General features: G+C 52.7%; 14 protein-coding genes. 9 read left to right on the top strand and 5 right to left on the bottom strand.

What is annotated here, in order from left to right; translation table 11 throughout:
• Positions 1–239: 239 nt before the first annotated feature.
• Positions 240–923, top strand: a complete 684-nt coding sequence (locus MCON_RS11550) for a hypothetical protein (RefSeq protein WP_013720144.1) — start codon at positions 240–242, stop codon at positions 921–923.
• Here MCON_RS11550 and MCON_RS11545 read toward each other — a convergent pair whose 3' ends face one another.
• Positions 924–1,610, bottom strand: coding sequence for an N-glycosylase/DNA lyase (locus MCON_RS11545; protein WP_013720143.1), 687 nt, complete (start codon positions 1,608–1,610; stop codon positions 924–926).
• Positions 1,611–1,688: 78 nt separating this feature from the next.
• Between MCON_RS11545 and uvrB the strand changes: the two genes are divergently transcribed.
• A complete protein-coding gene (gene uvrB / locus MCON_RS11540) occupies positions 1,689–3,665 on the top strand; it encodes an excinuclease ABC subunit UvrB (protein ID WP_013720142.1) in 1,977 nt (658 codons plus the stop codon).
• A 75-nt stretch (positions 3,666–3,740) separates the two neighbouring features.
• Positions 3,741–5,135: an MATE family efflux transporter gene (locus tag MCON_RS11535; RefSeq protein WP_013720141.1), complete on the top strand. Its 1,395-nt coding sequence runs from the start codon at positions 3,741–3,743 to the stop codon at positions 5,133–5,135.
• A 228-nt stretch (positions 5,136–5,363) separates the two neighbouring features.
• Here the strand turns inward: MCON_RS11535 and MCON_RS11530 are convergent, their stop codons facing one another.
• Together MCON_RS11530 and MCON_RS11525 are read right to left on the bottom strand one after the other, a co-directional pair.
• Positions 5,364–6,494, bottom strand: coding sequence for an RNA-guided endonuclease InsQ/TnpB family protein (locus MCON_RS11530; RefSeq protein ID WP_013720140.1), 1,131 nt, complete (start codon positions 6,492–6,494; stop codon positions 5,364–5,366).
• Between the two features lie 249 nt (positions 6,495–6,743).
• Positions 6,744–6,965 carry a hypothetical protein gene (locus MCON_RS11525; RefSeq protein WP_013720139.1) on the bottom strand — a complete coding sequence of 74 codons (222 nt, stop codon included), beginning with the start codon at positions 6,963–6,965 and terminating at the stop codon, positions 6,744–6,746.
• Between the two features lie 339 nt (positions 6,966–7,304).
• Here MCON_RS11525 and MCON_RS11520 point away from each other — a divergent pair, with 339 nt between their 5' ends.
• The gene (locus MCON_RS11520) at positions 7,305–7,544 is read left to right on the top strand and encodes a hypothetical protein (protein WP_048132400.1); all 240 of its coding nucleotides are present in this window, start codon (positions 7,305–7,307) and stop codon (positions 7,542–7,544) included.
• Positions 7,545–7,560: 16 nt separating this feature from the next.
• On the opposite strand, the gene MCON_RS11515 is transcribed toward MCON_RS11520, so the two are convergent.
• Together MCON_RS11515 and MCON_RS11510 are read right to left on the bottom strand one after the other, a co-directional pair.
• A complete protein-coding gene (locus MCON_RS11515) occupies positions 7,561–8,028 on the bottom strand; it encodes a hypothetical protein (protein ID WP_013720138.1) in 468 nt (155 codons plus the stop codon).
• Positions 8,029–8,131: 103 nt separating this feature from the next.
• Positions 8,132–9,055, bottom strand: a complete 924-nt coding sequence (locus MCON_RS11510) for a hypothetical protein (protein ID WP_013720137.1) — start codon at positions 9,053–9,055, stop codon at positions 8,132–8,134.
• A 333-nt stretch (positions 9,056–9,388) separates the two neighbouring features.
• Between MCON_RS11510 and MCON_RS11505 the strand changes: the two genes are divergently transcribed.
• The 5 genes from MCON_RS11505 to MCON_RS11485 are packed head-to-tail and all read left to right on the top strand — an operon-like array spanning position 9,389 to position 12,979.
• Positions 9,389–10,228, top strand: a complete 840-nt coding sequence (locus MCON_RS11505) for a putative RNA uridine N3 methyltransferase (RefSeq protein ID WP_013720136.1) — start codon at positions 9,389–9,391, stop codon at positions 10,226–10,228.
• A complete protein-coding gene (locus tag MCON_RS11500; RefSeq protein ID WP_013720135.1) occupies positions 10,229–11,233 on the top strand; it encodes a 50S ribosomal protein L3 in 1,005 nt (334 codons plus the stop codon).
• Positions 11,234–11,236: 3 nt separating this feature from the next.
• Positions 11,237–12,010 carry a 50S ribosomal protein L4 gene (gene rpl4p, locus MCON_RS11495; protein ID WP_013720134.1) on the top strand — a complete coding sequence of 258 codons (774 nt, stop codon included), beginning with the start codon at positions 11,237–11,239 and terminating at the stop codon, positions 12,008–12,010.
• Complete coding sequence (locus MCON_RS11490) at positions 12,007–12,255, top strand: 50S ribosomal protein L23 (RefSeq protein ID WP_013720133.1); 249 nt, start codon at positions 12,007–12,009, stop codon at positions 12,253–12,255. Before rpl4p ends, MCON_RS11490 begins: the two co-directional genes overlap by 4 nt.
• A 10-nt stretch (positions 12,256–12,265) precedes the next feature.
• Positions 12,266–12,979 (top strand): 50S ribosomal protein L2, encoded by a 714-nt coding sequence (locus MCON_RS11485; RefSeq protein ID WP_013720132.1) that lies wholly within the window; start codon positions 12,266–12,268, stop codon positions 12,977–12,979.
• Positions 12,980–12,983: the final 4 nt, after the last annotated feature.

Below are 12,983 nucleotides of genomic sequence, written 5' to 3'. Positions count from 1 at the left end.
TACTTCTAAATGTTTTATATAATTTATATTCTAAATAAAATCTCTTTCATTCGAAATAACGAACATATTTAATGAAAAATATATTACACTTAATAATAATTTCTTAAAGAGCTTATTCGGAGTATAATCGAGCTATTTGTTATCAATCACAAATTCAAATCATTTAAAATTATTTAAATTATGTGAAAAGGGCCTGCGCCGCGCAAACTATAAATATTAATTTAGCGAGTTACTATAGTGTGAACTCCAAATCATGCTCCATCCCGCAGTCGTGCTCTGAGCTGGAGATAGACCTCAAGAGGCTCGACCGCACGCTTCAGGCCGCTCACAGAAGCTCTATAGACATAAAGGATGCCTATGACTTCTATGTCCTCGCCTTAAAGGAGTTCAACAAGGAGAACCTCTCCGACTCATTTCTCTACTGCGATCGGGCGAACTATGAGCTCACAAGTGCCGTCAACGAGGCCAAGATCAATATCAGAGGCTCCCGGTTCCATAGCCTGAGAACGATCTCCTACTTCTTCCAGCTCTACGGCCTTTATGCTATAGTATTTGCCGTACTGGCCATCCTATTTTTCAGCATGCTGATCTATCAGCATCCTCAAGCGGAGATTCTCGATGTCCCTCTCTGGTCCTCGTTCTTCGCCGGCCTGGGGGCATCAGCTCAGATCCTCACCGGAGTGGCAGAAGACCTGCGCCGCTACGGCCTGGCCACCCGGTACAAGAGGCTCTGGTATATGGCCATACCCCTGATCAGCATGGTCTTCGGTTATATGGCCTATCTGATATCTAGCTCTGGACTGATAGCGCTGAATGACGGTATCGGAGATGGGGTCTTCAGCATAATGTTCATCTGCTTTTTAACCGGTTTCCTGACCAAATGGATAATAAACAGGCTCTCGCGACTGTCCAGGGATATTTGATTACTTGAATATCTCTCCCGCTTCCTTGTACCAGAGCAATAGATCAAGCTGGCCCATCGGAATTCCCGCCTGGGAAGAGAAGGCGGTCATTTGCCTCTCGATCTCAATGTAACGCCTCTTGGTGGGCGATTCGGGAACTTTGTCTATCACTCCCAGCAGGGCTAGATTTTTGAGGATATGCCGGTCGAGAATAGCCAGATCCTCCCCCAGGCCTATGTTCCTCAAGAAATGGCTGGCCTCCTTATAGCCAAGGCCCAGGACGTTCGCCACCAGCCACTCCCGGGCAGCGGCATGACTGGGAAATCCTGCCAGAGTGGTGCGAAGGGATCGATGGCTGAACATTGACCGGGCAAGACATACATACTCCGCCTTCCGCTGGTTGAACCTCACGCCCACCAGCTCTTCTTGAACCTGGCATGGCTCACCAGAAGCGATAAGGCACTTTCTCTCCAGCCTCTCCACCGCCCTCCAGCATATTCTGGCCTTGGACTGAGGGGTGAGAAGGCAGAACACCATCTCACGGAAGAGGTCCTCGTCGCTGGCCGTCTCCCATATGCGCTGAAACTCTGCCAGTCTCTCCTCGATCTGATCTTTTATTGGATCATAGAGCTCATGCAGATCCTGGACGGAGAGGGGCTCGCTTTTTACACTCTCCGGGTTTAATTCTTCTTTGATTTCTGATTTCATCCCTCTTGACCTCTGTCTCCGGATTATTTAGCCATTGTGCAGGGCAAAAGCTATTAGCACCAAGGATTATGCCTGCCAATGAGCATGGCAGAAGATTCATTATCCCAGCACCGTCCGGTTGAGCAGCAGTTCCGCCTCCACTCCAGCTTTGCTCCCTGCGGCTCCCAGCCGGAGGCCATAGATCAGCTTGTTTTGGGCCTGCAAAGGAATGAGAGGTTCCAGACTCTTATCGGAGTCACGGGATCAGGCAAGACCTATACGGTAGCCAATGTCATTTCACAGGTTCAGAAGCCTACCCTTGTGATCGTCCACAACAAGACCCTGGCTGAGCAGCTTTACAATGAGTTCAAGGAGTTCTTCCCGGATAACCGGGTTGAATATTTCATCTCTTATTATGACTACTATCAGCCGGAGTCGTATATCCCCTCAAAGGATCAGTACATAGAGAAGGACTCTCTCATCAATCCCAAGATAGAGCAGATGAGGCTGGCCACCACCGCCTCGCTTCTCTCCCGCCGGGATGTGATAGTAGTGGCCTCCGTTTCATGCATCTACGGCCTGGGCAATCCCGAGAACTTCCAGAGCATGGGGTTTGAGCTGAAGGTGAATGAAAGGATCTCCAGAAAGGATATCCTGGAAAGGCTGGTGGACATCCTCTATGAGCGCTCAGACCTGGACCTCTCTCCGGGACGCTTCCGGGTCAACGGCGAGACCATCGATATCATCCCCGGCTACTTCAACAACATCATTCGAATTGAGCTCTTTGGAAATAAAGTAGAGAGGATCTCTGAGGTCGACAGGATCACCGGCAAGAGAGTCGAGGATATGAGCTACTTCTTCGTCTATCCGGCCAGGCATTATGTCATACCGGAGAACGAGCTGAAAGCGGCGGTCGACTCCATAAAGGCGGAGCTGAACGAGAGGCTTCAAGAGCTTGGGATGATCGAGGCCCACCGGCTCCGGCAGAGAACAATGCATGATATGGAGATGATAGAAGAGACCGGAAGCTGCAAGGGAATTGAGAACTACTCCCGCCATTTTGACCGCCGCCAGCCAGGAGAGCCTCCATACTGTTTGATCGACTATTTTCCCGATGACTTTCTGCTCATAATCGATGAGAGCCATCAGACCCTCCCCCAGCTCAGGGCGATGAACAGAGGCGACCGATCCCGCAAGAAGAACCTGGTGGATTATGGCTTCCGGCTGCCCAGCAGCTATGACAACCGGCCGCTTGATTTTGAGGAGTTTGAGCGGTTCATGAGAAATGTGATATTCGTCTCCGCCACCCCAGGAGACTATGAGCTCGAGCATTCGAAATCTCCAGTGGAGCAGATCATCCGCCCCACCGGCCTTCTCGATCCGGAGGTGGAGGTCCGGCCCATCGACGGGCAGGTGAAGGATGTGATGACGGAGATCTCCGGAGTGATCTCGAGAGGGGATCGAGCACTGGTTACCACCCTCACCAAACGGCTGGCAGAGGAGTTGACCGATTATCTGAGCCAGAATGATATTCGGGCCCGCTATCTGCATTCAGAGATTCAGCCTCTGGAGAGGACGGAGATCATCCGTGAGCTGAGGCTGGGCAAATTCGATGTCCTGGTGGGAATCAACCTCCTCCGAGAGGGGCTGGACATCCCCGAGGTGGGGTTCATAGGAATTTTAGACGCAGACAAAGAGGGATTCCTCCGGGATGAGAAGAGCCTGATCCAGACCATCGGCCGGGCCTCAAGGAACGCCAACTCCCGGGTGGTCCTCTATGCGGACCGGATGACCGGCTCCATAAAGAAGGCGATGGAGACCACGGAGAGGCGCAGATCTCTGCAGATGGCATACAACCAAGAGCACGGCATCATCCCTCAGACCATCAAGAAACCCATCCGGGAAAAGGTGGTGGAGATCACCGACACCAGGCATATTCCAAAATCGGATATTCCAAATGCGATCATCGAGCTGGAGGCGGAGATGATGGCAGCGGCGGAGCGTCTGGAGTTCGAGAGGGCCATTCAGCTCCGGGATACCGTCCGCAGGCTGGAGAGGGAGATGAAGGTGGCTTGAAAAGAGACCATAAGCAGCATCTCTCTTTCCAGAGCTGTGAATTCAAAGGGCCCCAGTGATCGGATGAGCGGTGGGATGGAAGCGAGGGAGGAAGAGGCCCAAAAAGAGATTACCAGAGGGGTTTCCCTGTTGATCGGAGAGCCGAAAAAGGCCCTCTTGAAGCTCTCCGGCCCTATGATCGTCGCCATGTTGATCCTTGCCGCCTACAATCTGGTGAACGCCGTCTGGGTGGCAGGCCTGGGATCGGATGCCCTGGCTGCAGTAGGATTTGTGACCCCCATATTCATGGTGGTGGTTGGCCTGAGCAACGGCCTGGGGGCAGGGGTTTCTTCTTCCATCTCCCGCAGGATAGGGGCACAGGACAAAAGAGGGGCGGATAATACCACCATGCATGCCCTCCTGCTGGTTTTGCTGGTCTCAATGATACTGACAGCAGTCCTCCTCTTAACCCTGGAGCCTCTCCTTTCCGCAATGGGTGCAGGCTCCTCTCTTGGTCTGGCCATGGAGTACGGCAATATCGTCTTTTCCGGATCCATATTTATGGTCTTCACCAACATCGCTTATGCCATCCTGAGAGGAGAAGGGGATACAAAACGCACCATGTACGCCATGGGCGCGGGATCGCTGATCAACGCCGTCTTGGATCCCATTCTGATCTACTGGGCGGGGATGGGGATAGCAGGAGCAGCATGGGGCACAGTCATCTCTCTCTTGATCGTGGCCATGGTACAGATCTACTGGCTGATCGTCAAGAAGGACACCTACGTTTCCCTGTCCCGGAATGCCTTTGTCCCCAGCAGAAAAGTGATGAGTGACATCCTCAAGGTGGGGATTCCGGCCAGCGTCGAGTTCCTCCTTTACTCCATAGATGCCATCATCATCAACAGCATGCTGGTTCGGGTTTCGGGAACGGACGCTGTAGCTGTTTATACTGCAGGCTGGCGGGTGATAATGATGGCCACCATTCCTCTGATCGCCATTGCCACGGCAGAGATCTCTGTGGCAGGAGCAGCAATCGGCGCCAGAAGATATGGCAACCTGCCGGTTATTCATAACTATTCCACAAAGCTTGGCTTCGCCATTGGAACGGTCACCGCCCTCATCACCGGCATATTTGCCCCTCAGATAACCATGTTTTTCACCTATACTCCCGAGAGCGCTCACCTTGCCGGAACAATGGTGGCATTCATGCATGTGATGTGCCTGTTCTACCCATTCATGTCCCCGGGAATAATGTCCGCCTGCCTCTTCCAGGGGGCGGGCAAAGGTCTCACCTCCCTCTTGCTCAATGTCCTCAGAGATGTGGTTCTCATTACAATGGTAGCCTTCATCCTGGGAATGGTCTTGGGGCTGGGTCAGGAGGGGATATGGTGGGGAATCGTGTTTGGAAACATAGCAGGAAGCCTCCTGAGCTATTTATGGGCCAGGCTCTATATATCCCGGCTGATGAAGGTCAAAGGGACAGCATAAAGGATTAGATCACCTATTTATATGATTGATCATATCTGCCAGGTATGGTCGGTAGGACAAAGGAGCGTCTCTACGCTCTTGTGCTTGCGATCGTTGCCCTGTTTGTGTTATGGTTTATCCTCTCCCGGCTCAGGATTATTGTGGTGGCCTTTCTGCCCTGGTGGATGCTCGCTCTTCTTTTCCTTGCCGTTGGGGTGGTGCTGTTTCTGGCAGTGACTGCTCCCCGCCCTAAAGAGCGGGGCTTCCACGGCTTCCTGTGCCGACAGATTGCAATCCCAATCTGAGAATATTTATCGCTGCGTTCCAATCCCGGTCCATCGACAGCCCGCACTGAGTGCAGTTATGGACTCTATCAGACAGCGACTTTTCAATGAGAGTACCACACCTGGAACACATCTTAGACGTATTCCTTGGATCTACCAGGACCACCACCGAACCGGCACTTGCAGCCTTGTAAGAGGTTAAAGTCACTAGCATGTTCCAAGCTACGTCTGAGATGCTTTTAGCCAGGCAATGATTATGAACCATGCCTTTGATGTTAAGATCTTCAAAAGCTATTAGACCAAATCTATCTACCAAGTTATGACTAACCTGATGGGCAAACTCATATCGCTTGTTAGCTATCCGCTCATGGACTCGCTCAACAACCTTAAGAGCTTTCTTGCGATCTGGAGTTCCTTTAGGAGCCTTAGAGAGTTTCCTTTGGGCTCTAGCTAACTCGTGTTCTTCTTCTCGGAAGAATCGAGGATTAGCTATCGTCTCACCATTGGAAAAGGTGGCGAAGCTCTCAAGGCCGACATCAATACCTACTACAGCCCCATCTTTCCAGGGGGGGAGAGGAACATCTTCAGTTTCGACGGAGAAGCATGCAAACCATTTGCCTGTGGCTGTCCTTCTGACGGTCAGCCGTTTGATCTTGCCTTCTATCTGGCGATGGAGCTTGATCTTGATATCGCCTATCTTGGGAAGACGTACCATGCCGTTAACAAGATTGCCGCCCTTCTCAGGTTGTGGATAAGTAAATGAATCGTACCAACCTCTTCCCCGAAATCTTGGATATCCGGGTTCTTCTCCCGCCTTAACCCTTCTGAAAAAGGCTTTAAAGGCTAGATCTACCCGCTCCTGAACATTCTGAAGGGTCTGAGCATATACGTCTCTCAGTTCGGGTTTATCCTCTTTCCAACCAGGAAGAAGAGCGTTCGTTTCATATTTGGAAACTGATTTGCCTTCATTCTCCCAGGCGTTCTTTCTGTATGCTAGAGTCTGGTTGTATGTCCATCGGCACAAGTCCAGCGTTCGCTCCATCTTGGTTATCTGAGACCTTGTGGGATAAAGCCTGAACTTGTAAGCCTTAAGCATGTACAGTTCTACGCTGTTATAGTATATTAAGGTTCATAGCGTAGGGCGGGGTACGATTCATCTCCGGCCTAAAGACCGGAGCCCTCTCTACCCCTGCGCCCCAGCACTGTAGATCAGCTGATGGGTCGCAGCTAGCATATCTGGCGGCTGCGCAAGGGAAAGCAGATCGTTGATCGGTTGCTATATGGCCCGCCGGAAGGGCGGGCCTCATTTGACCTGTCCGGAAACGCATGATCTGTTAAAAATGCTTTAGCTCTCCAACCAGAACTCCTGCGGCCACAGTCCCTCTTCCTGGCGAGCTTCGGTTTGTACCTCCGGCAGGCGGCTGGAGATCATATCTTCTACCTCCTCCAGGTTGATTCTGAATACCTCCGCCAGGATCTCCATTGCTGCCTCCAGCTCCATTGCCTCAAGGCCTCCATGAACTGCCCTTTTATGACGCCTGGTGAGCTGCTCGAAGACTCCTGCCATATTGGGAATCTACTACGTGTAAGTTTAAGTATTTTTGCTAGAAATTGATAGCTGAAAAGCATTTTTACATAATAGAAAGTATGAATAAGATACAAAAGACAGAATGATGATTTCTGGGGCAGGCAATCCAGGGGCTCTCTATGCCCTGCTAATGAAGTGGGGATGGATTGGACAGCTTTTATAAAAAGCGATGGTGGCAGTTCTGGAGATAGAGAGATGGGCCTGAAAAGAATTGTGACCGGCCTTGAGGCTCTATTAGCCAGGTCATATTCATCGGCTGTCGGATGTATGGGGACTGGACTGATCGGTTTATATAGCTTACAGGTCAATTAATCTATTATGCCGGGGAAGCTGAATCCTTCCGGAAGGCTGCTTTATGGCGGAATAGCAGCCTGTCTGTTCATATTAGGGCTCGTTTTGATCGTGCTCTTGTTCTGGCTGGTGTTCCCGGTCATAATCGGATTGGGGCTGTGGTTTTTTGCATTGATATTCCTAAATCTGGCGATGAAGGGGAGGACATTCAGGGACTGGAACGAGGAAAAGATCGCCAAAAGGGTGCTGGCCAAAAAGAGGGGATGAAATGGGTTTATATATTTTATGCGCTCGAGCCAAGAGCAGCGGAGACCTCATTAAGGAGTACCTCTTCCGGTTCGCTGACCGCTACGCCCTGCTCTTTCGCAGCCTCTGCAACCTTTTGTCCTATCGCCAGCACCCACTCTTTGTAGGCAGCAGCCTCTTTTGAAGAGACCTTGGTAAGGGCGGCTGCGGCCGACCTGCAGGCCTCGATGGTCCTAGATCTAAAGCCGTTCTGGTCCTTCTTGAATAGATCCTTCTGCTCATCGATCAGCTCTCTTCCTCTGGATTGGATCTCGCCTGACAGTATGCCGACCAGATCGCTGCTGGCAGAAGCTGCAAGCTTGGCCGGCTCAGTGATCAGCGCCTTAGATTCGTGAAACGTGCCCAGTAATGAGGGTGCGGCCAGGACAATCGCCATTGATACGGCATAAGGAAGGCTGACCAAGCCCCTCCATTCCTCAGCGGTAAAGCTCTCTTTTATTCCCATAATCAAATCCTCTGCATGAATCAAATGAACCCGAATCCATGCTAATGCTGGTATTGCCGTCTTTCTATATATCGATTGTGAGATATCGGTTTTTGGTAAATGATCATACATACTCAATGGTGCAGCACTCCTTATTGACAGCTATATGTTCAGCATTGGCAGACTTAGTAAGAGTTACTTTGACCTTCCCATCAAAGGGAATCTTATCGGCAGGGATCATCAAGTAGCCAATTGCCTGGTAGCCCCAACCCATGGTGTCTGCAGGCATCTGGAACTCAGGATGGGTGTTCTTCAGCGAAACGGTCGAATTTATGTTCCTGGTTCGAGTTTCATATGTTATCCTCACATCGGTTGAATATCCGCTGCCTCCGCCGTTTCCAGAAGGACGAGTTACCAGAGGAGTAAGATAAATGTAAAGCCTCCGATTGGTGGGCAGATTATAAAAAGTCCAGGCTGCAGATTGACCGGGTTGCGTCAGCCAGGTCCAGCCAGATACATTGTTGACGAGGCTTACAAGAAAATCAGCCTCGTTTGTCACAGAGGCTACATTTACTGGGCCGTATTGAGCAACCTTGGCGGGAATGGTTCCTGTGAGTGTCGTCCAGTTGTAGTCATGCGGGCATAACCAGCTGGCGGCATTTTCGGGCATCTTCATCCATCCAGAGAGGAGGGTGCGGTTTGCCGCATCGTCCACAAGGGCGCATTCCCTGGTCAAATCATTTTTAACCAGGTTTTGGCAGTCTCCTGATGCCCCTGAATGCCACTTTGTGCAGCAACGCTCATTCTCAAAGCCCTGGCAATTGCTCCTTACAGTAACCAGTGTGTAGTCTTCCGGGCAAGGGCCATATGGACCCAATATCTCCCAGCCATCGGGCGGCGTGCAGTCCATGCACTCATCCCCTGGCAGGAAACTCGCACATTGCATCGTATCATTGTTGACTATCAACTGAAGTGGCAATGGAGCAGCAACGACAATTCCAGATATTATGAAGAATGCCAGGATGGCCGCAATATTAACGATATTCATACATGACAATTGTTGATAACAAGTATTTTTTATTTTCCATCATGGGGTGAACAGGAAGCGATCAATCGCCTCCTGCATCCATGTGAGCTCTTCCGGAGTCAGGATATCCCGGTAGCGCTCGAACAATCCGGCCATATCCGGCTAGTAAATCACTTCTGGCATCCTAAATCAGATATCGGTTAATATTTGGTTTGGCTTTGAGCATAACTTGATATTCCGGTGAGTTGATAGGTATTTTGGCTCAGCCCATACTGAGCGATTATCGGAACGCGTCCGTTATCTCCCTTCCAAACCTTTTTATATATCCACTCTCTTGTGAGGAGGGAAAACCTGATGACTGGACGCTGCGAGAGAGCCATCCTTATCCCGTCCTCTCTCACCATGGAGAGCAGGGATACGCGTGTCAACACGCTCAAAGTTGGCCAGATCGCAAGGGCAGCAGCAGTCTTCCGTGTAAGCCGCATAGTGATCTACCGGGACCAGGAATACAACGATTCCCGGTTCATATCCATGATCCTGCGCTACATGGAAACCCCCCAATATCTGAGAAAGCTGCTCATCCCCCGCAAAGAGGAGCTGCGCCACGTGGGAATGCTGCCCCCGCTGCGCACAAGTCATCATCCCATCAACTCAAAATCAGAATCGCTCAAGATTGGCGAGTTTCGCGTCGGAGCAGTCGTTGAAAGCGTCGGATCTGATGGCGGCGTATGGGTGGAAATCGGAATCAATCGCCCAATTCCCCTTCGCACCGGAGAAAAGTATCCGGTAGGGCAACGCCTAAACGTCAGAATCTTTTCGCAGGAACCGCTCGCCGCTGAGCCTGTTGACCAAAAGGATATACCCCATTACTGGGGGTACGAGACCGAGGTAGTGGATAGCCTGGAGAGCTATCTGGAATCAATGAGAGATACCCGGATCGTTCTTGCCTCCAGAAGCGGTCGGGCTATAACGCCCCAGGCACTTCTGGAGTTGGTCCAATCGGGCAACAAACGCGACCTTGCGGTGGCCTTTGGCTCACCCGCACGAGGGCTAGATGCGTTCTTGAGTAAAGAATCAATGAAGAGGTATGAAATGATCAACACCATTCCCCATCAGGGAACAGAGACGGTTCGAGTGGAGGAAGCGGTTTTCGCCACCCTCGCCCTTCTCAACCTGATGAGTTTGGAGGACTAAATGGCAACAATACACCGACCTAGACGAGGTTCGCTGGCCTACAGCCCCAGAAAGAGGGCCAAGAGCGAGGTCCCCAGAATCAGAAGCTGGCTCGAGGAGGACAAGGCCAGGATAGCAGGCTTCGCCGGCTACAAAGCAGGCATGACCCATGTTATGATGATAGATGACCGACCGCGCAGCCTCACCGAGGGCATGGAGATCAGCACCCCCGTGACCGTTCTTGAGGTCCCCCCCATGAACGTGGTGGCTGTGCGCGCTTACGAGAGCTACAATGGCGGCCTACGCCCGGCAGGCGAGCTTTGGGCAGAGAACCTAAGCCCGGAGCTCTCCCGAGCGATGACCGTTCCCAAGAAGACCCGAGGAACCGCTCCCGGAGATCTGGTCGCCCTGGGCGATGATATCGCCGATGTCCGCGTCCTGGTGCACACCAATCCCACACTAGTATCCGGAATTCCCAAGAAGGTTCCTGAGATCATGGAGATGCCGATCAACGGTGGCTCGATGAATGACAGACTCTCCTTTGCCCAGACGCTGCTGGGCCAGCAGGTCCCGATTTCCAGCGTATTTGAGCTGGGCGACCTGATGGACACCTCTGCCGTTACCAAGGGCAAAGGCACCCAGGGACCGGTCAGGCGCTGGGGAATCGCCATGGCCAAGAGAAAGCATGCTCGCACAGGCAAAGTCCGCCATGTGGGCAACCTTGGCCCCTGGCATCCAGCCCATATCAGCTGGCGCGTTCCCCAGCTGGGCCAGATGGGCTACCACCAGAGGACAGAATATAATAAGAGGCTCATGTTCATCGGAACCGACGGATCGAAGATCACTCCGGACGGGGGATTCCCCGGCTATGGCGTGATCAAGAACCAGTATATCCTGATCAAAGGAAGCGTCCCCGGCCCCATCAAGAGGCTCGTGCGGATGAGGCATGCCATGAGGCCAGGAAAGAACTTCGTGAAAGCTCCCGAGCTGCTCCATGTGAGCCAGGAATCCAAGCAGGGGGTCTAAGCAATGAAAACCAATGTTATAGATCTATCGGGAAACGCAGCTGGCGAGATAGAGCTGCCAGCAGTCTTTGAGGAGGAGTACCGACCGGATATCATCAAGAGAGCGGTTCTGGCTGCCCAAGCAAACAGGCTTCAGGCTTATGGGCCGCACTTTTATGCCGGCATGAACACCTCCGCCGTCTCCTGGGGCACGGGACACGGCACCTCCAGGGTTCTCAGGCTTAAGAACGGCAGGAGAGCAGCAGGCGTCCCCATGGCAGTGGGCGGCCGCAGATCGCATGCGCCACAGCCAAACGCCGTCTACAGCGAGAAGGTCAATAAGAAGGAGAGAAGAAAAGCCATCCGCTCAGCTATTGCAGCTACCGCCTCATCCGGCCTGGTCGAGGCCCGGGGTCATAAGTTCTCCCGAGAGCTGCCGGTCGTGGCCAAGAACGATCTCGAGGCCCTTAGCAAGACCTCGGATATCATCAAGTTCCTCATGGCAGCGGGCCTCTGGGATGACGTCCTGAGGGCAAAAGCAGGAAGGCACATCCGTGCCGGCAAGGGAAAGCTGCGGGGAAGGAAATACAAAGGCAGAAAGAGCTTGCTCATCGTCGCTGGCAACGACGCAGGCCTGGGAAAGGCAGCCCGGAACCTTCCAGGGGTTGACTTCGTCACCGTGGACATGCTGAACGCAGAGCTGCTCGCCCCTGGAACCCGTGCCGGCAGACTTACCGTATGGACTGAATCATCCCTTGAGAAGCTGGCAGGAAAAGGCTCCCCGGAGGCAAATCAATGATTATCAAGAGCCCCTATGTTACAGAAAAGGTCACCAGCATGATCGACTCCAACGACACCCTGGAGTTCCTGGTGAACACAAATGCCACCAAGCCTCAAATCAAAAAGGCCCTGGAGGATCTTTATGATGTCGATGTCCTGGCAGTCAGGACCATGATCACCTCTCAGGGACAGAAGAAGGCAGTGGTGAAGCTGGCCGGAGAGGGCAGCGCGAACGAGTTGGCCACAAGGCTAGGACTGCTGTAGGTGTAATACAATGGGACATCGAATCATATCTCAAAATAGAGGCGCAGGAGGTCCTAGGTATAGGGCACCCTCTCACCGGTACAGAGCAGACATCAAGCACCTGAAAAGAGATCAGAACGAGACCGTCAAGGGCATCGTCCAGGATATTATGCGAGACCCAGCTCGAACTGCTCCCGTGGGCCTGGTGACCCTGACGAGCGGCGAGATGAGGTACATCCTGGTCCCTGAGGGGGTCTGCATCGGCCAGGAGATAGCCTGCGGCATATCTGCGCCAATCGAGCCGGGAAATACTCTCCCTCTCTCGGAGATACCAGAGGGCATACCTATCTGCAACGTCGAGTCGCAGCCCGGGCATGGCGGCCAGTTCGCTCGCTCCTCCGGAGTCTGTGCCATCCTCGTGGCTCATGATGTAGGCCAAACCGTGGTCCAGCTTCCCAGCGGGGAGATGAAATGGCTCAACCCGAAATGCATGGCGACCATCGGAGTGGTAGCGGGAGGCGGCCGTCTGGACAAGCCCCTGGTTAAGGCAGGAAAGAGCTTCTTCAAGTACCGCTCCAAGCCCAAGAACTGGCCCGTGGTCAGAGGGGTGGCAATGAACGCCGTAGACCATCCCTTCGGCGGTGGCGGCCGTCAGCATCCAGGCAGGCCCAAGACGGTCAGCAGGAATACATCCCCCGGCCGAAAGGTCGGCTCGATCGCCGCACGGAGAACCGGTAAGCGCTAGGTGA

Source organism: Methanothrix soehngenii GP6 (genome assembly GCF_000204415.1).
GTDB classification, from domain to species: domain Archaea; phylum Halobacteriota; class Methanosarcinia; order Methanotrichales; family Methanotrichaceae; genus Methanothrix; species Methanothrix soehngenii.
Note: the sequence above shows the minus strand (reverse complement) of the source record. Positions and strands in the feature narration are given on the sequence as shown.

Bases quoted from the DNA above. Each gene is read 5' to 3' on its own strand.
- MCON_RS11530 (WP_013720140.1), bottom strand. From the start codon at position 6,494: ATGCTTAAGGCTTACAAGTTCAGGCTTTATCCCACAAGGTCTCAGATA.
- uvrB (WP_013720142.1), top strand. From the start codon at position 1,689: ATGAGCATGGCAGAAGATTCATTATCCCAGCACCGTCCGGTTGAGCAG.
- MCON_RS11485 (WP_013720132.1), top strand. From the start codon at position 12,266: ATGGGACATCGAATCATATCTCAAAATAGAGGCGCAGGAGGTCCTAGG.
- MCON_RS11545 (WP_013720143.1), bottom strand. From the start codon at position 1,610: ATGAAATCAGAAATCAAAGAAGAATTAAACCCGGAGAGTGTAAAAAGC.
- MCON_RS11490 (WP_013720133.1), top strand. From the start codon at position 12,007: ATGATTATCAAGAGCCCCTATGTTACAGAAAAGGTCACCAGCATGATC.
- MCON_RS11520 (WP_048132400.1), top strand. From the start codon at position 7,305: ATGCCGGGGAAGCTGAATCCTTCCGGAAGGCTGCTTTATGGCGGAATA.
- rpl4p (WP_013720134.1), top strand. From the start codon at position 11,237: ATGAAAACCAATGTTATAGATCTATCGGGAAACGCAGCTGGCGAGATA.
- MCON_RS11500 (WP_013720135.1), top strand. From the start codon at position 10,229: ATGGCAACAATACACCGACCTAGACGAGGTTCGCTGGCCTACAGCCCC.
- MCON_RS11535 (WP_013720141.1), top strand. From the start codon at position 3,741: ATGGAAGCGAGGGAGGAAGAGGCCCAAAAAGAGATTACCAGAGGGGTT.
- MCON_RS11525 (WP_013720139.1), bottom strand. From the start codon at position 6,965: ATGGCAGGAGTCTTCGAGCAGCTCACCAGGCGTCATAAAAGGGCAGTT.
- MCON_RS11505 (WP_013720136.1), top strand. From the start codon at position 9,389: ATGACTGGACGCTGCGAGAGAGCCATCCTTATCCCGTCCTCTCTCACC.
- MCON_RS11515 (WP_013720138.1), bottom strand. From the start codon at position 8,028: ATGGGAATAAAAGAGAGCTTTACCGCTGAGGAATGGAGGGGCTTGGTC.
- MCON_RS11510 (WP_013720137.1), bottom strand. From the start codon at position 9,055: ATGAATATCGTTAATATTGCGGCCATCCTGGCATTCTTCATAATATCT.